This window comes from Paenibacillus sp. J22R160 (genome assembly GCF_059692135.1).
This window is the reverse complement of sequence record NZ_JCAUAU010000014.1, coordinates 13,018-34,322: the sequence shown is the minus strand read 5'-3', so window position 1 is coordinate 34,322 and position 21,305 is coordinate 13,018. Positions and strand designations below refer to the sequence as shown.

At 43.9% G+C, this 21,305-nt stretch carries 16 protein-coding genes and 1 riboswitch; of the genes, 4 read left to right on the top strand and 12 right to left on the bottom strand.

The window, feature by feature from the left end:
• Positions 1-13 precede the first annotated feature (13 nt).
• The 5 genes from AC58UW_RS23120 to AC58UW_RS23100 all read right to left on the bottom strand — a co-directional run bounded on the left by AC58UW_RS23120 (position 14) and on the right by AC58UW_RS23100 (position 4,265).
• Positions 14-1,297 (bottom strand): efflux RND transporter periplasmic adaptor subunit, encoded by a 1,284-nt coding sequence (locus AC58UW_RS23120; RefSeq protein ID WP_497422948.1) that lies wholly within the window; start codon positions 1,295-1,297, stop codon positions 14-16.
• A 42-nt stretch (positions 1,298-1,339) separates the two neighbouring features.
• The gene (locus tag AC58UW_RS23115) at positions 1,340-2,005 is read right to left on the bottom strand and encodes a CpsD/CapB family tyrosine-protein kinase (protein ID WP_497422947.1); all 666 of its coding nucleotides are present in this window, start codon (positions 2,003-2,005) and stop codon (positions 1,340-1,342) included.
• Positions 1,986-2,747 (bottom strand): YveK family protein, encoded by a 762-nt coding sequence (locus tag AC58UW_RS23110; RefSeq protein ID WP_497422946.1) that lies wholly within the window; start codon positions 2,745-2,747, stop codon positions 1,986-1,988. Before AC58UW_RS23110 ends, AC58UW_RS23115 begins: the two co-directional genes overlap by 20 nt.
• 187 nt (positions 2,748-2,934) lie before the next feature.
• Complete coding sequence (locus AC58UW_RS23105; RefSeq protein WP_497422945.1) at positions 2,935-3,234, bottom strand: response regulator transcription factor; 300 nt, start codon at positions 3,232-3,234, stop codon at positions 2,935-2,937.
• Positions 3,231-4,265, bottom strand: a complete 1,035-nt coding sequence (locus AC58UW_RS23100) for an HD-GYP domain-containing protein (RefSeq protein WP_497422944.1) — start codon at positions 4,263-4,265, stop codon at positions 3,231-3,233. The genes AC58UW_RS23105 and AC58UW_RS23100 overlap by 4 nt, the downstream gene beginning before the upstream one ends.
• A 440-nt stretch (positions 4,266-4,705) precedes the next feature.
• On the opposite strand from AC58UW_RS23100, the gene AC58UW_RS23095 reads away from it, so the two are divergent.
• Positions 4,706-5,260, top strand: coding sequence for a collagen-like triple helix repeat-containing protein (locus AC58UW_RS23095; protein WP_497423068.1), 555 nt, complete (start codon positions 4,706-4,708; stop codon positions 5,258-5,260).
• Positions 5,261-5,325: 65 nt separating this feature from the next.
• Here the strand turns inward: AC58UW_RS23095 and AC58UW_RS23090 are convergent, their stop codons facing one another.
• The 3 genes from AC58UW_RS23090 to AC58UW_RS23080 form a co-directional block, all read right to left on the bottom strand.
• Positions 5,326-8,139: an S-layer homology domain-containing protein gene (locus AC58UW_RS23090; RefSeq protein ID WP_497422943.1), complete on the bottom strand. Its 2,814-nt coding sequence runs from the start codon at positions 8,137-8,139 to the stop codon at positions 5,326-5,328.
• 45 nt (positions 8,140-8,184) lie between these two features.
• On the bottom strand, positions 8,185-13,281 hold the full coding sequence (locus tag AC58UW_RS23085) for a carboxypeptidase regulatory-like domain-containing protein (protein WP_497423067.1): 5,097 nt from the start codon (positions 13,279-13,281) through the stop codon (positions 8,185-8,187).
• A 235-nt stretch (positions 13,282-13,516) separates the two neighbouring features.
• Positions 13,517-13,744: a glycoside hydrolase family 88 protein gene (locus tag AC58UW_RS23080; RefSeq protein ID WP_497422942.1), complete on the bottom strand. Its 228-nt coding sequence runs from the start codon at positions 13,742-13,744 to the stop codon at positions 13,517-13,519.
• Positions 13,745-13,749: 5 nt separating this feature from the next.
• Here AC58UW_RS23080 and AC58UW_RS23075 point away from each other — a divergent pair, with 5 nt between their 5' ends.
• Both AC58UW_RS23075 and AC58UW_RS23070 read left to right on the top strand, forming a co-directional pair.
• Entirely contained in the window at positions 13,750-13,941 is a 192-nt protein-coding gene (locus AC58UW_RS23075) for a helix-turn-helix transcriptional regulator (protein WP_497423066.1), read from the top strand.
• Positions 13,942-14,064: 123 nt separating this feature from the next.
• On the top strand, positions 14,065-15,585 hold the full coding sequence (locus AC58UW_RS23070) for a sensor histidine kinase (protein ID WP_497422941.1): 1,521 nt from the start codon (positions 14,065-14,067) through the stop codon (positions 15,583-15,585).
• Between the two features lie 74 nt (positions 15,586-15,659).
• Here the strand turns inward: AC58UW_RS23070 and AC58UW_RS23065 are convergent, their stop codons facing one another.
• Positions 15,660-16,193 carry a YceI family protein gene (locus AC58UW_RS23065; protein ID WP_497422940.1) on the bottom strand — a complete coding sequence of 178 codons (534 nt, stop codon included), beginning with the start codon at positions 16,191-16,193 and terminating at the stop codon, positions 15,660-15,662.
• A gap of 199 nt (positions 16,194-16,392) precedes the next feature.
• On the opposite strand from AC58UW_RS23065, the gene AC58UW_RS23060 reads away from it, so the two are divergent.
• Positions 16,393-16,545 carry a hypothetical protein gene (locus AC58UW_RS23060; RefSeq protein WP_497422939.1) on the top strand — a complete coding sequence of 51 codons (153 nt, stop codon included), beginning with the start codon at positions 16,393-16,395 and terminating at the stop codon, positions 16,543-16,545.
• A 60-nt stretch (positions 16,546-16,605) separates the two neighbouring features.
• Here AC58UW_RS23060 and AC58UW_RS23055 read toward each other — a convergent pair whose 3' ends face one another.
• The 3 genes from AC58UW_RS23055 to AC58UW_RS23045 are packed head-to-tail and all read right to left on the bottom strand — an operon-like array spanning position 16,606 to position 21,064.
• A complete protein-coding gene (locus AC58UW_RS23055) occupies positions 16,606-17,028 on the bottom strand; it encodes a MerR family transcriptional regulator (protein ID WP_497422938.1) in 423 nt (140 codons plus the stop codon).
• 57 nt (positions 17,029-17,085) lie between these two features.
• The gene (locus AC58UW_RS23050; RefSeq protein ID WP_497422937.1) at positions 17,086-19,500 is read right to left on the bottom strand and encodes a putative bifunctional diguanylate cyclase/phosphodiesterase; all 2,415 of its coding nucleotides are present in this window, start codon (positions 19,498-19,500) and stop codon (positions 17,086-17,088) included.
• 34 nt (positions 19,501-19,534) lie between these two features.
• The gene (locus AC58UW_RS23045; RefSeq protein ID WP_497422936.1) at positions 19,535-21,064 is read right to left on the bottom strand and encodes a methyl-accepting chemotaxis protein; all 1,530 of its coding nucleotides are present in this window, start codon (positions 21,062-21,064) and stop codon (positions 19,535-19,537) included.
• Between the two features lie 78 nt (positions 21,065-21,142).
• Positions 21,143-21,234: riboswitch (cyclic di-GMP riboswitch) on the bottom strand.
• Positions 21,235-21,305 lie beyond the last annotated feature (71 nt).

The following is a 21,305-nucleotide window of genomic DNA, read 5'->3' as shown; positions in this document are numbered from 1 at the left end:
ACTCCAATTTTATTTATTGCTCTTCAATAGCCGTCATTTGAACTTTTTCTTTATCGCTTAACTGACTTGGGCTCGTTTTTACAACCAGTTCTCCCTCTTTGAGGCCTGAGAGGACTTCTTGATTAGGCTCATTCAATCTGCCTAATTGGATGCTGCGTTTCTCAACGGTATCTCCTGTGAGCACGAATACATAAGCATTGTCGCCTTCTTTGACAATACTATAGGTAGGAACTGTCACTACAATTTGGTCCTTCTCTTCCGTCAGTTGAAGCTTCAGCTTCGTCCCAGGTTTCAAAGCCAAATCTTTGTTCGGCACCTCAAGATTAATTTCATAGGCTTTCGTCTCCGGATCGATAACTTTGGAGACATAACTGATAGCTCCCTTGTATCTCTCGTTGGCTCCCACTATGTAGTAGGAGAGCTCAGCTTTATTACCGATTTGATTCGTTTCCGCTTCCGATAACTGTGCTTTAATTTTAATCGGGTCTAGCCTCTGAATGACACCAACCTTAGCTCCGGACTGCAGTGTCATCCCCGCTTCCATCGGCATCTCCGTCAATAAGCCGCTTACCGTAGCTCTCACTTCAAGGTTTTTCATAGATTGGTCAAGCTGCTGCAGGTTCACCTGAGCACTTTTGAGCTGTACGTCCAATTCAGCAGAAACTTCCTGTGGTTCTACTGTGCTTAGTTTCTGTTTAAGCTGATCCATATCCATACGGGCACTCATCATCTGCGTTTCCATCTGATATAGCTGAGCTTTCGTAACCAGTCCGATATCATAATCGTTCTTCATTTTATTGTAATTTCGCATTAAGCTGGTCATCGCCAGTTCCATCTTTTGGATGGCATTGCTCATATCCAGCTTCTGGACTTGCGTTTCTTTTTTAGCTTTTACTTTTGCTTTTTCTATCGCTTCCTGAGCCGTTTGTACTGCAAGAGCCGCGGATTCTCTCTGCGTTTGGAGATCGCCCGACTTCAACCGGAGAATCACATCGCCTTCTTGAACCATATCTCCGCGCTTCTTGAGAATTTGATCAATATCCCCGGCAGCCTTGGCCGTAATGCCAAATTGGGCGGATGATTGCGCTTCTGCCGCACGTTCCAGCGGATCACCGATTTTTTGTTTAATGACCTTGAATGCCTTAATGCTTTTCGGCGCTTGATCACTGTACATGGAATTGCTGTCTGGATTATTAACTGCCGTATCTGAGCACCCTGCCAATATGCCAATGCTTAAAGTCAAAATGCAAAGGGTTCTCACGACTTTCGGTTGCGACTTCCGCCGTTTTTTTCTCATTGGATATAAACTCTCTCCCCTTACTTTGATTTCCCGCAATGGTCAAAGATACGACGACGCATGATCGCTTTTAATTTCATTCATCACGACGCCAATTAGATTCACATTTGCAAGATGGAGCTCCTCTTTCACTTTCTTGGCAATACCACGTTTCACTTTACCCGACTTGACGATGAGGAGTGTCCCATCGCACTTTGTTGCCATGATCTTGGCATCCGTTACCGTTAGAATGGAGGTTGTATCCACAATAACCATGTCATATTCCGCACTAAGCTCTGACAGTAAGGCATCCATTTGATTGGATGCTAATAAGCCAGAAGGATTCTGAGGAGCGGGACCCGATGTTACAATAGATAGATTTTCAATGGAGGATTCGCGAATAATCTCACTCAGTGCACTCTGATTAACGAGATAACTGGTCAGCCCTCTTGCATTATCTTCACGAAATGTCATGTGAATCGATGGATTTCGCAGGTCAGCGTCTATGAGAACCACTTTCTTGCCAGTTTGTGCATATGCAACGGCCAAATTAATCGCTGTCGTTGTTTTCCCCTCACCTCTGCCTGAAGAAGTGACTGTTATCGTCTTTGCTTCACGACCGAATACAGAACAATCGATATTAAATCTTAATGATCTATAAGCTTCTGACGCAGGAGAATTGGGATTCTTTTGCATCGTAATGGCAGAATCAGTGGCTTGTTTTGGCATATGCAATATCCTCCACTTTTTTCCTAGATTTATTTTTCTGCGTCGTTCTTAGTGCCTTGGTCTTCACTTTCGGTATGTAAGCTAAGGTTGAGAGTTCAAATGCTTCTCGAACATCCTCGTCCGTTTTCAATGTATCATCTAGAGCATCCAGCAGAAGAATGATACCAATTGTAACAGCGAGCGATGCAACAAAACTGAGGATGATATACTGATTTGATTTTTGATTCACAGGTATGGGATTGTCCTGAACTTTGGCTCTGTTCAGAATGGTGATATTATCAACCTTCATAATTTTGGGGATCTCTGTTTGAAAGACATCCGATACCGCATTCGCAATCTTCACCGCTCTATCATGTGAAAAATGTCGAGCCGTAATCGACATCACTTGCGTTTCATTGAGGTTCGAAACATTCACGATCGTAATTAATTGATCGGTAGATACATTTAAATCAGGGTATCGCTGAACGACTTTATCCATAATTGCTGGGGTTCTAATGATTTCTTTATACGTATTAATGAGGGCCATATTAACACCAATTGCTCCATAGTCGATTTGCTCAGTGCCTAGTTGATCCTGCTCGAATGTTTTATTGACAATTAATTTGGTCGAAGCCTGATAAATCGGAACATAATTGGCAGTCGTATACATGGCTGTAAGAAGAGTACAACCAAATACAATTAAGACAATAAGCCACCAACGCTTCTTTATGATCATCAAATATTCTTTTAAATTAATTTCCATGTTTCCCCTCCGTGAGAAGTCATCTCTTATGAATTGAATGATACTATTTGTATCTTAATTCTATTACTACTTTAAGATACTTTTCGTATCATGTCAACAAAATATTCCTTTTTTAAGTTCCAAATTGTATCACGAAAAATACCCATAAAAAAAAAGAAAAGCACCTCGAAAGGCCTTCTCTTTTTGTTTAATTCATTCCCACAGATTTCACTAAATTCTTCTCGTTTGTAAGCCCTGAAACCATCAACGCTTGCTGCAAAAGTAGCGCCAGCAGCCGGCGCATGGAGCCGATTCCAATCTTGCTCATAATATTCGCTAAATGAATCTTGACTGTTTTCTCGCTGATGCAACAGCTTTCAGCAATTTCCTTATTTGTGTAACCGTGAGTTGCGATAAGGGAAAGGATCTCCGATTCTCGCTGTGTCAGCCCATAATTCGTGAAAAATTGTTGCAAAACTGTATTCTCCGCGTTTGAATTATGCATCATACAACAACTTCCTTTATATGAATGTGGCGTTCTCGGCTAAGATCTACAAATGCTTCATCTACTTTTACAAGTGGATTTGTATCATCTGTAGGATTAATATAGACGACTTCCGCCCATCGACCATCCGTCAACTTCACTTTCCTGCCAACTAAACTTCGAATCATATTTCTCAGAAACACGGATACGATTTGCGGATCCAACTCTCCAAAAAGACCCGCGCGCATCTGTCGCACGACTTCATAGAATGGCATCATCTCTTGGTACGGTCTAGTCGAGGACATGGCATGGAACACATCGGCAACGGCTACAATACGGCTTAATCGATCGATTTGGCTATCTTTTAAACCCATGGGGTACCCGCTTCCATCTGCTCGCTCATGATGCTGCAAGGCGACAAGTGACACTCGGTAGTTGACTCCAACGGTCTCCCTAAGCATGTTATAGCCTCGAATCGTATGCTGTTTCATTTCGTTGAATTCTTCTTTTGTTAATTTCCCCGGCTTTTGGAGAATGTCTTGCGATATTTTAATTTTTCCAACATCATGCAGGGTAGCAGCTAGCGTCAACAAAGCTATTTCTTTATCTTCTAATTTAAGCCACTTTCCGATAAGTGTCGAAAGTATGCCTACTCCGACATTGTGTTGATGCGTGTACTCATCCTTAGCCTTAACGGCTTCAAGTAATTCAAATAAATCAGGATGTTCGGCCGCTTGCTGCACAATAGGAATGAGTTGGTTCTTAATATCGTACAAAGGGATTTTCTTCTCTGACTCCATCTGCTCAAATAAATGTTTGGCGAACTGAGAAGCCTTCTGCACTAGAATTTCTGAAGAAGCTTGGGAGTCGGTGACGACTAGTTCTTGTTCCAGTTGCTCTTGGGGATTTGTCGTAATAATGTCCATGAAGTCAATACGATGCTGTCTAAATAAATCTAAATGCTCTGCCGTTAGAACGGTTAAGCTTGGCGCTAATACAAGTCCATAGCTCGTTGTTACATCGTATTTCAACATTTTCCCCGTAAGTTCTTTCAATTAACCCCGCCCCAATTATTTCAAAATATAACCAATTTCTATTATATACGACAAATAAGTTTACAACCATGGGAGGTAAATCCCGTATTTTCCTTTTATTAATAGGATAAAAAGCCTAGACCCTTCATAAATCAAAATATAATTAGGACTATTGGTATAGTTTGGCAAAAACTCTCCTATTGACCAGTTCTAACCGTGACATTCGTCTATCCTCCTGCATATAGTAAGTATCGACTAATCCGCTTTAACCTAAGGAGGAACTTAGATCCATGACTTCAAACAAAAAACAAGAGACTCGGAATTTGGAACGGGACAATGACGTATTGCAGCAGCCCGAAATTAACCCTGCGTATGCAGATTCCTATCCTCAAACCGTGCCTTATGGATACGGCTATCCTGTACCGCAAGCCTACGCTTGGGTACCTATTTATGACACACGCATGATCGGGCTTCCCGGCCTGCCTGGCGTAGGCTTACCCGGCTCTGGAAACTTGACGTCAAGTTTCCCACAAGCAGGTTTCCCTCAGCCCGGTTTGCCTGGATTCCCAGGGCAACCTGGATTCCCAGGACAGCCTGGATTCCCAGGACAGCCTGGATTCCCAGGACAGCCTGGATTCCCAGGGCAGCCTGGATTCCCAGGACAGCCTGGATTCCCAGGACAGCCTGGATTCCCGGGACAGCCTGGATTCCCGGGGCAGCCTGGATTCCCAAGCCCAGGCGTGCCAGGTGGCAATCAGCAGGCGCCAACATCGGCTCCTCCTGCGTACACCCCGCAAAAGCCGCATAAAACTGCCGGTGCTACATTCGCTGTAGATCCAGGTGGCATTAGACGCTGTATGTTCCGCTTCACCTATGTATGGCTGAGCAATGGCCAGCAGTTCTGGTATTACCCGATTTTTGTCGGTCATAATTCCATTGCAGGCTTCCGTTGGAATGGCTTCTCTTGGATGTACTTCGGTATCGATTTACGTTTTATTGATTCCTTTACTTGCTAACAGGAAAAAAGACTGTCATTCATCTCATGTGAATGACAGTCTTCTTTGTGTTTCTAGCTTAAAGGTTAAGTTCGCAATTCATCAAGATACCACATACCCTGCAGCTTTACTAACACATACTCATAATGAATCTCCGTTACACTTCCAGAAGCTTTCTTTAACTTGATTACGACATTCACATAGCTTTTACCAATATCCTCACGTATCGAAGCTTTATAGGCCGGATCGCTGCTCTCTGCTTCTGTAAGCGGATATAAGAAATTCGGCTCCAAATACCATTTCGGATCGTGTTCGTATACTTTTTTCCAAACTTTATCTATATAGGCATCGGAATAATAGGCCTGCAGTTCACTCTTTAAGTCGGCGAAAGCCTGTGGCTGTGGAAGATTCACACTAGCTTGCATGAGATGATTTACAAAAGCTTCCGCTTGACGAACTATATCGCGCGGGTCTTGTTTGACCGTAACATTAGCCGTTGCCGTTCTGCTGCGGTAGGTAATGTTCACCGGCACTGTATCTTCCAAGAGTGTGGCAGCCGCCTGCACCAAGCCTGCATCACTAATGCTTAAAAGCGCTGGATTCGTTGCTTCATAGACGATTCCCGCCGCATGTGTTACATCTTGCCATTCGTTAGGCCTGATCTGTGCTTTTACAACGAGCTGCTCTGACTGACCAGGTTTTAACCTTATCGTGCTAGGCTCCACTTTAAGCGGTCCAATATCAACGGAAACCTTCACATGGGCCTCCTTGTTCCTATTCTTAACTGTAATATCTACCTGGTCTCCAATTTGTGCGGCATCCTCTACCCGAATCGTACCATATTCGTCAACACTGACGAGGTCAGGGCGGCTGCTGGTGTATTCGGAATCATCAGAGACATCCATCTCTTTACCTTCTAGTGTCATTGCTTTTACGGAAATAATTTCACGTTCCCCAATCGCCAGCGAGGTCTCGGGATGATCGACAGAAAGACTTGCAATTGCCACACAGGTATCTACCTTCCAGAATGGCGGTGTAACTTGGTCATAGAGATTTAAATTAAACTTCAACAAGTGCTTCAGATCCTCGCCATTTTCTACGTTTATTCTAGCAACACCGCTAATTTGCATTTTCGCACATCCGCCTGTATCCAACGAATATTTCCCTGAAAGTTCAGAACGTATACCAGCTTGGAGAGCAAGATTTACTAAATCAAAATTTAACCCTTCAAGTTTCACTTCTGTCGATAACAGCATCTCCTGCTTTATTTTTCCCTCCAAAGAGACCGAAATGTCCTTGGAAGCCGAATCGGGAGTAGCAATCTCTTTAAAGCCGTCTTCACTTGTGTAGTTAAACCCCATAACTGAGTTTTCTGTCTGTGAATACACGACAGCTAAACTAGCCTCTCCGTTTAAATTCATAATGATAAATAATTGCAGTTTTAAGCTGAAAGGTGTCGAGCCCAGTTGAATTTTTGGGATCGTACCCACCAGTACTTTAGGCATTTTGGTTTTATCTTCCATTTTAAAATTAGCTGACCCCAAAATAGATGCCTTGAGTTGTCGCTTTGTTTCCAGGGACGCAGACATACTTTTAACACCCAAGAGGCTCCAATCAATATTAAAGTCAGCCGTACTAGCTATGGTAAACTCACCGTTGAAAGAGACATCGTATTTAAACTCATCTCCTAAAGCTGTCGTTTCTTTAAATGCTTTGGCTACCTTAAATTTGACTCCCGTCTCAAAAGTTGCCGCAGATAGAAGCATGCTTGGATCCATTTTCAAGCTTGCATATCGAGCAGGAGCCTTAGATTCGAGGATCACTTTCTCTACAGTAACGCCTTCCTCCAGAACAAAGTCCTCAGGGCTTATTGGGACGTTTTGGTTAATTTGAATGACCTGGAATACTTCCTCTAGCTCAGCTTTCTTCACTTTCAGTACCGTTTTCTGATTATCCGTTTGTACGGAAACAATTTTCACAGCATTTCCTGTAGGGAAAGTACTTGATGCTGGCAGTATAAGAATTTGATTAGGCCTCAGAGCGACTAGCTCCGGCGAGTTACCTTGAAACTCAAGCTCTGTGCCATCCACTGAAACGTGATCTAATGTATGAGCAGCCGACTCAGAAACTGAAGTAACCCCTGACAAATAAGTCACGACGGCCTTCTCAGGTTTAGAGCCATTTCCACTGCTAGAAGAACCGCCGCCTACACCAGGATTTCCTCCCCCAGTCGTACCCGACGTTGGTGGATTTCCTGAGTTTGGCGGTTCTGTCTTGCCTGCACCTTGGAATCTTTCCAACGCGCGGTCAAGCGCCACTACAGTTTCGGCCCTTGTGACCTTATTGAAGCCCTGAAAAGTACCGTCTTCGTATCCATTCATAATCCCCAGCTGCTTTAGAACAACTACGGGTTCTTTGGCCCAAGTTGGAAGCTCAGCTTCGTCTACGAATCCACCTTTTGTTGCCAAGTCTGTCTTAATAACAGGTTTTAACACCCGATAAATAACTACCGTCAATTCATTACGAGTAATGGGCTCTTCCGGATGAAACAATCCATCCGGGTACCCCTGAACATACCCAAGCTCATACGCTGCCGTAACAGCGTTATGAAACCAATCGCTCTTCTTCACATCTGGATAGGGAGATTCTGTCCCCTTACTTGTCAACTCAAAAGAGCGGAATAAAAGTGTGACGACTTCGGCTCGTGTAACTTGCCGAGCGGGTCCAAATTGGTTATTGGAATAACCTTGAATCCAATCATAGCCATGCCATTTATTTACAACCTGGCTCGCCCAATGATTTTCCATATCTTTAAATGGATTTGCTTCCGCAGAGGGATCCGTACCTTCAGCATAAACCACTGTGAGTGGAACAAGGAAACTAACGAGCAAACACATCATTAGGAATAGATTAGTTATTCTAAATTTCATTGATTTCATAATTTTCTAGTTCCCCCGTTTCATTCGATTTCCGAGTTGATCAACAAAATCAATTGCTATAGGAATAGGCATCTCGCTGCTTTCATCCGTAACAAAAGATTTCGTTAAATCCAATTCGCCATCGATAAGAGGGACAAGCAAGTACTCGAAAGACACCTTGTCGCGCGGTGCTAGCTCATCAATTCGTCGTGGTTCAAGCTGCCCACTGTATGCCCATGTATACCCTGCCTCAGCGCTAGGCTCTTTCAGTTGAAAAAGAAGCTGGTAAACAGGAGCGTCCGTCATATTTTCAATCTCAAAGCGGACCAGATAAGGCAAACCTTTCTGTACCTGCTTTTCAGCCGTGATGTGCATTCGGTAAGCATCCCCTGCATAAACCTTGATGGCATCATCCGTTAAGAAATGAGTTTTGACAGGTACATTGAATAAGGAAAGCTGCGCTTCAAAATCAGCACTCAGTTTGTAATCGCCCTTTTGATCGCCTCTTAATATCCATGTCGTATGTGTTTCTTGACTTCCTGGAATACTTCCCAGATGATTCTCCAGTAATTGAGGCGTTGATGTTGGTGCTAGCGATAAGCCTTCTGGCAAGGATAGTGTTGCGGTGGCATTATCCAAACTGAAGGCTGAACTGAACGAATTCCACAGCACTAGCTCCACCATAAAGAACTCCTTCAAACTCCGCACTTCAGCAGGAATGATTAAGTAAGCTACAGATGGCTCGATTTCCGGATGTCCTGGTACCGGGAAGACATTCAGCTGCGCTTTACGTCCATCACCTAAGTCAATACCGCGGGGAATGCCCCCTCCATTGCCGCCATTGCCACTGCCGCCTCCAACAAAATCACCCATCCCATTTATTGCATACGACACCTCATGCGTGGCTAGTCTGGTCGTGAATTGATAGACATACTGATTCCTGATGTCAATTGGATCGATCCCTTTTTCCTTAATTTGCTCTAGGGTCATCCGATCTACAGTCATCTTCCCTTCGATTAAGCTTGCTTTTGTCAACTTGACCATGGTGAACGTCTTTTGACCGTCAAGCACATTCACCTTTTGTTCAACAGGCTGAAATCCTGCGCGGTATACATCAACCCAATATTCCCCTTGCGGTACAGCAGCATGAAGAATTCCCTGTGCATCGGTGACGGCAGATAAAATGGTTTCCTTATGACTATTTCGGATAAGAACCATAGTACCGCCAAGAGGAGAACTGTTTGTATCTTCTACGGTCAAATTAAAGGGACCATCTGTCTCTGCCTTAACGACGACCGAGAAAACTTTATTAACAGTAATTGAGCCTCTACTGACGGCTGCAGTGAGTTTGACAGTATGATCCATCCCTTCAAACGAGGGGCGGGTTACTTTTCCATTTGCAGCAATGACATTAAGATCTTCACTTGTCCATGCAATATGTGTGCCATATGCCCCAGATTCACTCAATGTCAAATCGTGGATGACAGCACCCAAATTCCCGTTAGCTCCAGCGATAACTTGATCAATCAGTTGATTATACACATAGGTAACAGCTTCCTCATCTGTTGGTTCATTCTTGTTCACCAAGACTTGGAAAAGCTTCTGTTTCTGCTCAGTACCCTTACGGGCTATTACGGTTAGCTGTACCCTCGCATCCTCTGAATCAAAGGAAGGACGCGTTACAGTTCCATCTTCTTGTATAATGGCAGGCATACTGGACAACCATGAGATTTCCGTCCCTTCAATCCCCCGTTGCTGCAGATTCAGATCGCTAGTGATTTGCTGTAAACTGCTATTTCCGCCCTTGATTATGTTTTCCTGTATACCATTCAGGGTTAAACCAACAGACTCGGCATCCGTGATAGCTTGACGTTTAACCACCACTATAATTGTCATATCTTGTGGCGTTGCAGTTCCTCTTGAAACCGTAGCGGTAAGCGTGACGGAAGTATTCCCCGAAGTATAAGCTGGACGGTTAACCTTTCCTTGATCGGAAATCAAATCGGGATGACTTGAATGCCAGGCAATAGCGGTATGCTCCAATCCTTCAGTCGGCAATATAAGATGATCAACAATCTCATTAAGGCTATTGTTATTTCCCTTTATATTTTCTTGATTAAACCCTTGCACGGCAAGATTGATGGCATCTTCATCTGACATTTGGCTTTCCTCACCAAAATCCAAGTTGATATTAACCAGATCCTGACCAGGAAGAACAGTTATCGCTTTCTCACGAATGACATCTACGGTATTGTTCTTAACAATCGCTTTGATCATATAGCTTCCGGCCTCGAGCGGTGATAATGTATATGAATCGTTTGAAAAAGAAGGTTGGATTTTGGGTAAAACATTGCCTTGCTCGTTGCTAATCGTGAACTGTACCTCGCTTGCACTCCCAAATGGGTTATGTATCAAACCTGATATCGTTGCAGCTTTTATTGGTGTAATTATAATGTTAGCTGTTTCTTGATTAGCGCTAACCCAGATATCTCCTTGCCAGGTTGGAAAATACCCAATTGCGTCTGCTTCCATCGTGTAAGGACCTGCTGGAAGTCCTTCAAACTTAAAATGTCCTTCCGAATCTGTGGATGTTGTCAAGTTCCACTGCACGCCATCACTTATCATCAGTTTCGCCTTCAATGGTGTCCCCGAAGGATCACGGACAATTCCTGAGACCGTGCCGCCCATTTGCATCTGAAGATTAACGTAGGACCTCGTTTCCCCTTGAGCAACCTCAACACCGGTTAGCGTTTGCTCTATATATTTGTTTTTAGTTACTCTAACCTTATAGGTTCCGCTCGGTATGCCATCAATGCTATACTCGCCTCTACTATCCGTTAGTGCTGATTTCATCGTTGTGCTACGATCCTGAAATATGCTTACCTCCACGTCTGAAAGTGGTTTACCGTAAATATCCGTTACCGCACCTGTGATTCGTCCGCCGTCCGCAAAAACAAAATTCACTCCTGATGTAGTCCCTCGATTGTCAACCACTATCCCACTCTTCTCATAACTCGGGTATCCATACTTCCAGGTACTAAGCCGATAATTGCCATCCTTTAAACCTCGTAACGAATAAGTTCCTTTGGAATTTGTCAATGTGCCTTTATAGTAGGAACCTTGCTCACTAATAGCTGACACCTGTACCCCTTCCAACGGATTTCCGTTCCCGTCGGTGACGGAACCCGTAATAATGCCGCCTTTGACCAACGAAAAGTTTATCCCTGTAACGGGTGTTCCGATGGTAACACTCACATCCTCTTTCTGATCAGGAAGATAATCTTCCGACCAAGTCTCTAACGCGTAGGTTCCACTTGGCATTTTAGAGACGAAAAAATGACCTGAACTATCCGTAAAAAAAGAACTTATCTCAGTTTGATACAGAGGATCTTTCAGTATGATTCTAATCTCACGCAAAGGCTGCCCTTGTTCGTCCGTTACCATTCCCTGGATGATCGCCGAAGGTCTAAGAGTAAAATTCACATTAGCGTTTTCTTGTCCAATAACGGCTGGAATGCCTGATATCTTTTCTTTCAAATAGCCGTCTGCTTCCACCGTTAGGTCATATGTTCCTTCTGGCAGCATCCCCAAGCTGTAACGGCCGTCCTCCGTGATGCTTTTCCCATATCCATAATAATGAGCTGCATCATAAGCCATAATTGAAGCATTTTTCAGCGGAATCCCGCTAGATACCATCACCTGACCTGAAATAATCGCAGCAGGAGCTAGTTTAATCGTCAATCCTTCCTGACTCTGACCTGAGCTAATCGTCGTTTTCATGCTCTTGTTTGAAAGATATCCATGAGCACTCACATTAAGCATGTAAGTTCCATTCGACAAACCAGTGATACGAAACCTCCCGGTTGAATCTGCCGTCACGGTACCGGAGCCTGCTTTGCCATCACTTGCGTATACGCTTGCATATACGTTTGCTCCAGCAATAGGCCGATCAAATTGATCCGTTATTACCCCACTTAGACTTGCTCCCTGTTGTAGAATGAAGTCTATATTAGGCGTCACGGAACCCGCACTCACATCTACGCCATCACGTTGCGATCTTGGGTAACCTTCTTTATACACCTCTAGACGGTAACTCCCTGTGGGTAAAGCATTTAAACTATACGTACCAAAAGCATCTGATTGCGCTGAACCCTGATAACGGTTTGTAAGGGCATCATAAGCCATAACATTTACATCGGCGACTTGATCACCATTTGTATTTGTGATCTTCCCCGTTATCGAACCAGCTTTTTTTAGAATAAAATCTACCGTTTCCCCTTCACTTCCTGCAGTAACAAGTATGTTATCTTTTTGCTCACGTACGTACCCATTGGCATTTACGCTTAAACTGTACGTACCAGGGACCAAATTACCCAAACGAAAGGCACCATAAGTGTCTGACGGTTGACTGGAAAAGCCGCTCTGTGTTTGTTCGTTATAGCCACTAACATAAACACCAGAAATGGGTACTCCTGCCTCATCCTTTATCTTCCCTGTGATCACTACCTCCGGTTGCAACTGGAATCGAAGACCTTGGGTAGTTTCAATGGCTTGAACCTGCACGTCCGTATTAACTTGTCTAGCATAGCCATTTGCCGTTACTTCCACTGTTACAAGACCGGGTGCGATGGTTGATATCAAGAAATCCCCATTTGAATCTGTATAAGCGCTATCATAATACGAATAGTCGCTATTATGAACGAACACCGTCGCTTGCGCGATCTGCAATCCTTGTAAATTCGTTACCGAGCCACTGACTCCTCCAGCTACACTTAGCGCATAATCTTTTGTCACTTGTTGATTTTCTACGACTATGACGGTACTTTGATTGTCTGCTACAAAACCATTTTTTCTTACTTGCAGCAAATAAGTATTAGAACCCAATCCGTTCACTACATAATTGCCTTCCTCATTGGATTGTACGGTCCTCACAAACTGATAAGATCCGTATGTGGATTCAAACACAGTAATGCTTGTCTGGGCCAGTGGATTCTGATTAGTATCCGTAATTTTACCCGAAATACTTCCACCAGAGGCCGCCTCTACAGTTAATACCGGAAAAAATGGCAATAACAGTATGAGGCAAAACCATAGAATAATGAAACCTTTTTGCTTTTGAGCCACTAACAAGCTTACCCCTCCTTAGAATAGAACCACCAGTAAAAGTCAATGCAACAAAAAAAGCGATACTAAACTACCGCTTCGACCTGTCTAATGAACTTTTTCCAAGCTCATTTATTGACTAAATCAATTTGTATTATATATATTACAGTTCAAAAGGCCTAACGTAAACAAGAATTTTGTCGATAAATTTAATATTTCCTAAAGAAATAATAAAAAAAGGTAAACTTCGCTCTCCCTATATACTGCGCTTCAGCTTAACGATCTCCGTACCCGCGAGCATCATAATACCTACCCCATGGTTATCGTTCGTGACGGTAAGCAGATCTTTCTTATAATAGTCTGCTGTAAAAGCGTACCGCGAACCGCTGCAAACGCCGTGCACATTACCCTGCGCGTCAATCGCATAACGCGTTAAGCCATCCCATGCTTTGAGCGCAGCCTGAATGAACCGATGCGGCTCCATGAGCCATCGAGGAGCACTACAACGAGGAGTGCCGATTAACGGATGTAGCCGCCCATCTGCACCTCAACTCCAGTTATTTTAGCGTGCTATTTAATTCAAGCAGCAATTCCAGATGTCTCCCAAGGAGTATCGGAATCATCGGTAAAAAAAAACATCAAAAATTAACGAAATCCATGACAGAAACCGACATATATTGAATCCAACTTCGTTTATAATCTAAAAGATGAAGATTACCAATTCTATACAAGAGTCGGGAGTGTTAACCGTTGGTCATCAAGATAATCAAACATATAGGCATCCCCTTTATTTGTTGCTTGACCATGGTATCATCCATAGCAATGGGGAATGCGCCAAATATCACCGCAGTCATTGTATTTGGCTGCGCTTTTTACCTCAGCATCGTCCTCGAGCGAAAGCTCCCTTTTCTAACCAACATTCAGTTTATATTCCTCACTCTGTTTCATTGGTCCAGTCATTTGAATTGGTGTTTAATGCTGTATTATATTTTGATCGGCTTTTCCATTCAAAACGGGCAGAAGTATGCCTACACCATGCAGAAAGCACTCATCTACATCGGTTTATATACGATCATCCGCTTATCCTATGTACCCTTAACTACCTACAATCTCGTAGTTTCTATCTATGATATTGCAAGTGCCATTTTGTTCGTGCTGCTTGTACAATATGTTCTTAGATCTGAGTCAGAAAAGAAACGTTTACGCGAAGAAAATGATTATCTCACGACGCATGATCCGCTGACAGGGCTGCTCAATTATGAGGGCTATGTAACCACCATTGAAAGCTTAATGATTAAACGCTTAAATTTTGTTTTAGTTTTATTGGACTTCCAGGATTTCAAATCGGTAAATTACGAGAATATACACAATGGTAATGAAACATTAAATCAGATTGCACTGTTGCTCGGCAGCATCTTCTATGATTCCTATGCCATGTCTCGTTATGCGGGAGATCGGTTTGCCCTCATTTTACCAGAGAAAGAGAACCTTATTTCTAACATTAGCGAATCCTTGGATTCGAATATTTTAGGCTTTCAAGTGACTTACAGCTTTGCCCAGCATCCTCTTGAAGCTTCGACAAAGGAAGAACTCATCTCTTTGGCCGAGGAGCGCTTGTTCAAAAGCAAACGTGAAATATGGCTTAAACGAGAGGAGCATCTATTCCGCTCCGAGAAAATGAAGATGATCGGCGAATTAGCGGCAGGGATGGCACATGAAATTCGCAACCCGCTTACAACAATTAAAGGCTTCATGCAAATTGCGACCAGAAGCCAATACAATATCCAGCCTTGGCATGAATTGATCATGAATGAAATTCGAAGAATGAATGAGCTGACCGCGGAATTCCTGCAATTCTCCAAACCGCATATCAGCAACATGAAGCCGGAATCTATCACGGAGTGTCTGGATCGCGTATTGTCATTAGCAGAATCGGATGCGCTTTATCGTGGGCATACCATTATTTTTGAAGATACGGAAGAAGCCCTTTATATCTTCATCGATCGGGATAAAATTGTACAAGTTCTGCTCAATCTGATCCAAAATGCGTTCGAAGCGATGAAGCATCCCGGCGATGTTCACGTGCGCATTAAACAGGAAAATGAACTCGCGATCATTGAAATTGAAGATTTTGGCGAAGGCATGTCCGAAAGCCAAATGGAGCAAATCTTCAATCCCTTTTATACCACGAAGGAAAATGGGACAGGTCTAGGCCTTTCCATTTGTCAAAAGATTGCCGTTGATCACGGGGGATCGCTGGAAGTGAAAAGTTCGATTGGCCTAGGATCCATCTTTAGCTTTAAGCTGCCAATGGTTGAAATCTAGCTGCAAGCTCCTCTTCAGGCATAAAAAAAACAGCAGACCGGGGAGCTTCCCAGTCTGCTGTTCGTATGAATGAATTAAGGCTGCTCAACAGCCTCAATCTCGATTGAAATTTTGACCTCGTCGCCAATCAAGACTCCGCCTGTTTCCAGTGCAGCATTGTAGGTTAACCCGAAATCTGCACGTTTGATGCTTCCAACTGCGCTGAAGCCAGCCTTCTCATTGCCCCATGGATCTTTGCCTGTGCCTTCAAATGTAACTTCGAACGTTTCGGGCTTCGTAACGCCGCGTATCGTCAAATCGCCGGTTAACGCGTATTCCCCATCGCCGGTTTTTGTAACTTGCGTAGACTGAAACGTCATTGTGGGGTGCTTCTCACTATCAAAGAAGTCGGCTGAACGCAGATGCGCGTCTCGATCCGTATTCCTAGTATCAATACTGTTTATATCAATCTGAAAAAAAATATTGGCCGACGAAAGATCTGTCGCATCCGCTTCAACCTGTGCTTCGAACGAGTGGAATGTGCCTTTAACCTTAGCAATCATCATGTGCCTAACGGAGAAGTCAATACTGCTGTGACTTGCATCTACTGCCCATTTCGACTTTGCCATAAAAGTTACGCCTCCTAATTAGTTATAACTTATTAAAAATAATTTACTAACTATTATTACTCATTCCCATCTAATGGTAACTCGGTGACTTTGTTTTGTCAAACAATTTCTGGAAGATGCCCGTTGTTTAATTCTCTTTATCGTGATACATTATGTATCGAAGGTCAAAAAAATATCCCCTTTGTAGGAGGAAACAGGAATGGCTACTGAACCAAATAAACCTGTGTACTATGATGGAAGCGGTATCATTCAATTACCACCTGGGAAGTCGGTTCCCACGGACATTATCATTAAACCTACAAATGTGAACAATGAGCCCCTTCGAATTCCTTATTTTCCTTATTTACGTTAACACACAGAAATGGACACAGCACGAAGACCGCCAGGGCCTATGCCCTGACGGTCCACTTTTTTAAACCATATTGTTCAGAGCTGCTTGTACGCGTTTGTACTTCACTTCTGTGCTTTGACGAAACTCAGCAATTTTAGCGAGCTTCAAGTCCATAAGCTGAAGCTGGTCCCGGATCATTTGCTCCATTTCCAGCAATTCCTTTTTCTTCTGAACATGATCTTCGGTTAGCAAAAAGCCTTGACGATGCTCATCCAGCTTTTTGCTGATCGATACAAAGTCTTGAATCTCCTGCAGGGAGAAGCCCAGGACATCGCGCGCATTAACAATGTGCTTCAGCTGATCAATATGCTCACGCGTATATAACCGGGTCCCGCCTTCGCTCCGATCCGGAGCTTCAAGCACCCCAATTTCCTCATAATAGCGTATCGTTCTCTTGGTTAACCCTACCTCTTTGGCTACATCATCTATTTTATAGGTGTTCAAGGCTCTGCCTCCTCATGTTTCCAGCGACTTATCCTTCCATTTTAACAGACCTTTCGTTCACAATAAAATAGAAGACTGTTTGGCCCTGTTCACATAGAGCGCTTCAAACTCCTCAGCAGTTAAAGGAGCTGCAAATAAATAACCTTGCACCTGATGGCAGCCATGACTTTTTAAATAAGCAAGCTGTTCCTCCGTTTCTACACCTTCGGCAATGACTTCTAGCTTCAGACTGCGGCCCATGGCGATAATTGCTTCAATGAGTGAATTATCCGAATGAGGTCCGGCAATGCGTTGAACAAAGGATTTGTCAATTTTAAGCGAGTTGATTGGGAACTTCTGCAAATAACTGATCGACGAATATCCCGTGCCAAAATCATCCACAGCCAGCCTTACCCCCATCCGATGAAGGGTCCGGAGCTTCTCAAGCATGCTGCTTCGATTGATTTCGATGCTTTCCGTCATTTCGAGTTCCAACCTTTCAGGCTCCAACTGATACGTTTGCAAAATATCATGAATCGATGGAATAAACTGCTCATGGTGCAGCTGAACCGCCGATATGTTCACTGCCATCGAGACGGCATCCAATCCTGCATCCTGCCATTTCTTCATTTGCGCCGCAGCCGAATGGAGCACCCATTGGCCGATTTCTATGATTTGACGAGATTCCTCGGCAACCGGAATGAACGTCTGTGGCGCAATGCTACCTAACTGCTCGTTATTCCATCGAAGAAGCGCCTCCATCCCCACCAGCTCACACGTACGCGTATCAAATTTAGGCTGATAAACTAAGGTTAGCTCCTTATTATCAATGGCATGACGCAAATGTTGTTCAATGGCAGCTCTTTGGGAGAACTTAGTCTTCATGTCCTTTCGGAAGAACCGGTAATTGTTGCGGCCCTGCTCTTTCGCCGCATACATCGCTTGGTCCGCATTTTTCAGCAAAATTTCTGACGATTGTCCATCCTGCGGATACAACGAAATCCCCATGTTGGTCGACACATAGAATTCTCTTCCTTCTACGTGTAACGGTATTTCCAACCTTTTCATGATGTCTAAGGCTTGATTCTCAGCGATATCCCTGTCACCTAGCGGCAATAAAATGACAAACTCGTCCCCGCTAAGCCTTGAAGCCGAGCCATTCGCGGGCAGACTACTCGTTATCAACGCCGAGAATTGCTTCAACACTTGATCGCCAACAAGATGACCATAGGAGTCATTGATCCATTTAAACCGGTAAATATCCAGAAACAACACAGCCACAGTCTCCTGATTTTTACGAGCACGATGAAGGATATCTTCAATAAGCTGATTAAATTGATTGCGATTAGGCAAACCCGTCAAATGGTCAAAGTAAGCCAACTTGTGAATGAGCTCCTCCGACTTTCGGATCTCCGTCAAATCACGCAGATAGGCTGTATAAACGAGCTTGCCTGCATAAAAGAGATTCGTAATGACGATTTCAGCAGGAAACTTCGCATGATTGGATCGGTAAGCCATGATTTCAAATCGTTTACCAATAATGGAGCCAACCTTTTGCGTTAGCTGCTTATACAAATCTGCCGCATCCTGCCCATCTTGATCGAATAGAAACAGGAGATCGAATATGGTTAAGTGAAGCGCCTCTTTGCGTGTGTATCCAAAAATCCCTTCTGCGGCCTGGTTGAATTCAATGATTCGCCCCTGCGCTTTAAACATCAGGATTCCATCAATAGCTGACTCTAAGATGGAAGCTTTGAGCGCAATTTGTTCAGCTAACCGTCTATCGGATGACAGAGAGCTAATAAAGCTAAATGCGAAAATCAGAATCGCTCCGAACGCTACATCCATGGCGACCACGAAAAAGTCCATGCTTACGCCATTCTCACTTGCATGATGAGAGGCATCCTGCATGGTCATAACTGCGGCTGCCATACCCATATAGTGCATGCCTGTGATAGCTATCCCCATGATGAAACCGCTGATGGCAATTTTTTGACTCCGGTTAAAAAATAGATACAGAGCAGTTATTGAGGCCAAGATAGCAATAATAATGGATAAAATGAACGGTACAGGCTGATAACGAATCGTTATATGCTGCAGGGCAGACATCCCGATATAATGCATGCCGCTAATGGCAAATCCCATCGTTGTTCCGCCAATGATGAGCTTGGTTCGGGTGAAGTTCCCTTGGAACGTAACGAAAAGCCCTACCAGCGCCCCACTGACCGCTACGACAATAGAGATACTGACCATAGAGATGTCGTAGGTGACTCCTTCCGGCAATTCATAAGCCAGCATGGCGATAAAATGCATGGACCATATTCCTACCCCCATGACGATGGCACTGCAAATCATCCAGCTCTTCTGATACCAGCCCTCCGAAGATGACACTTTGCGCGCCAAATTAAGCGCTGTAAAAGAGGCCAGCAAGGCGATGGTGAATGATAGGAGAACTAGGACGAAATTATAACTTTCCGTTATCGGGTGATGCATATGTGATCCTCATTTCTTCGTTGCTGTAGGGAAATTACTGTAGAGAAAATGTATGTTTCGTCTTCATCATGATCTCATTCAGTGTATGGCTATGTTCTTCCAATCTGTCGGCTAATTCCGACGCTTTGTTGATCAGGATATCCTGTTTGTCCGTTCGTTTACTGACTGATTTCACATTGTCGGTTAATTGGCTGGATAATACGGAAATTTCCTCCATGGAAGTGCTAAATTGCTGTGTGCTCGCTGACATCTGCTGCGACGTTCCCCTGATATCGCGCATTTGCGTAGCAACAGAATGGATCGATCCCAGGATGCGTCCAAATGCTTGTCCGGCAGACACAACGGCCTCATTTCCATGAGCAAAGGTACCAATGACTTGATCCATCGATTGAATGGAGGCTTCATTATTCACTTGAATATCTTCAATTAGCTCTGCAATTTGCTTAGCGGACTCGCTCGTTTGCTCGGCTAATTTGCGCACCTCTGTTGAAACAACCGTAAATCCTTTTCCGTGTTCGCCTGCGCGCGCTGCTTCGATAGCTGCGTTAAGGGCTAGCAAGTTCGTGCGCGAAGCGACATCTGTTATCAAATTAACAATTTGATTGATCTCTTGCGAGCGTTCTCCAAGCACTTTCACTTTCTCGGCGGTTGAATGAATCGCATGATGCATGGACTGCATCTGCTGCACGGCCAGCTGAATGGATTCATTCCCCTTTTCAGCCTCATAGGCTGCTTGACTGGATATCTCAGACGCACTGGCCGAGTTTTCTGCAATGTGGCAAATATCGGTGAGCATTTCGCTTATCGCTTTCCTGCTAACTTCTACGCCGTTTTCTTGATCACTAGCAGCCTGCTCTACCTGGTGCATCGTTTGAACGACCTCCATGGTCAAGCGATTAAGCTCATTTGACTGAGCGCTCAGACCGCTAGAGTTCAGTCGAACTTCCTGAGAAGTATGTGCAAGACTCTCGATAATGGACCTGACGGTCTGCTGCAGCTTATGATATTGTTCCTTTTCGAAACGCTCCGTTGCTTGGCGATTGGAGATGATTTGATACATGACCGCGCCAATGAAGAGGATGACGAAAATCAGGTGAATCGCCACCATTGTAAACGCATACACATTTGAACCGTAGACCAATTCGGGAAAAAAGAAGAACCCAAGCAGATGCTGGGCGGCAAAAAGAACCGTACTGCACAGCAGCAAGGCAATATTGTTATAGTACATAAGGATGGCTAACACCATGAAAATGGAAAAGTGATACTCCACCATTCCGTTGCCTCCAGCAATAATCGACATGGAGCATAACGTTAATGACAACGTATGAACAAGCGGGATCCAAGCATGTTCAGCTTGAAGACGAGAGAGCACAGCTCCGATGATAACAAGCACGATCGGTGTCCAGAAAAACATTTGATTTAAAAAACCGTGTGATAAAGCTGAATGCATGACTTCGTGTTCCATGAGCGAGTGATGAGCAAGGCGGTTAAGGGCATGGACCAACAAACTTAGGACGAGTGTCCCGATTACAATAAATTGCATAACACGGTTTTTCTCTTTCAAGCAAATTGCCTCCTTGGATGATGTTTTGACGAACAAAAAAAGACCACCCCGAATAAAGGATGATCTTGATCCTTCCCACTCGGTAACCTGTCAACCATATCATACAAAAATGTATGTGTTAGGCCATGGCTTTGCGTCTCATTGTTTCCAATGATTTGCCTTTGTCAATTAGTCAGTCATTCGTGCATGCAGTTTGTCTTAAATCTGTACTTATTATAGTGCGATAAATTTTAGTCTGTAC

Excerpts from the sequence above, each read along its gene's own strand:
- AC58UW_RS23120 (WP_497422948.1), bottom strand. The coding sequence starts at position 1,297 with ATGAGAAAAAAACGGCGGAAGTCGCAACCGAAAGTCGTGAGAACCCTT.
- AC58UW_RS23115 (WP_497422947.1), bottom strand. The coding sequence starts at position 2,005 with ATGCCAAAACAAGCCACTGATTCTGCCATTACGATGCAAAAGAATCCC.
- AC58UW_RS23110 (WP_497422946.1), bottom strand. The coding sequence starts at position 2,747 with ATGGAAATTAATTTAAAAGAATATTTGATGATCATAAAGAAGCGTTGG.
- AC58UW_RS23105 (WP_497422945.1), bottom strand. The coding sequence starts at position 3,234 with ATGATGCATAATTCAAACGCGGAGAATACAGTTTTGCAACAATTTTTC.
- AC58UW_RS23095 (WP_497423068.1), top strand. The coding sequence starts at position 4,706 with ATGATCGGGCTTCCCGGCCTGCCTGGCGTAGGCTTACCCGGCTCTGGA.
- AC58UW_RS23090 (WP_497422943.1), bottom strand. The coding sequence starts at position 8,139 with ATGATGTGTTTGCTCGTTAGTTTCCTTGTTCCACTCACAGTGGTTTAT.
- AC58UW_RS23080 (WP_497422942.1), bottom strand. The coding sequence starts at position 13,744 with ATGGAGCCGCATCGGTTCATTCAGGCTGCGCTCAAAGCATGGGATGGC.
- AC58UW_RS23070 (WP_497422941.1), top strand. The coding sequence starts at position 14,065 with ATGGTATCATCCATAGCAATGGGGAATGCGCCAAATATCACCGCAGTC.
- AC58UW_RS23065 (WP_497422940.1), bottom strand. The coding sequence starts at position 16,193 with ATGGCAAAGTCGAAATGGGCAGTAGATGCAAGTCACAGCAGTATTGAC.
- AC58UW_RS23060 (WP_497422939.1), top strand. The coding sequence starts at position 16,393 with ATGGCTACTGAACCAAATAAACCTGTGTACTATGATGGAAGCGGTATC.
- AC58UW_RS23050 (WP_497422937.1), bottom strand. The coding sequence starts at position 19,500 with ATGCATCACCCGATAACGGAAAGTTATAATTTCGTCCTAGTTCTCCTA.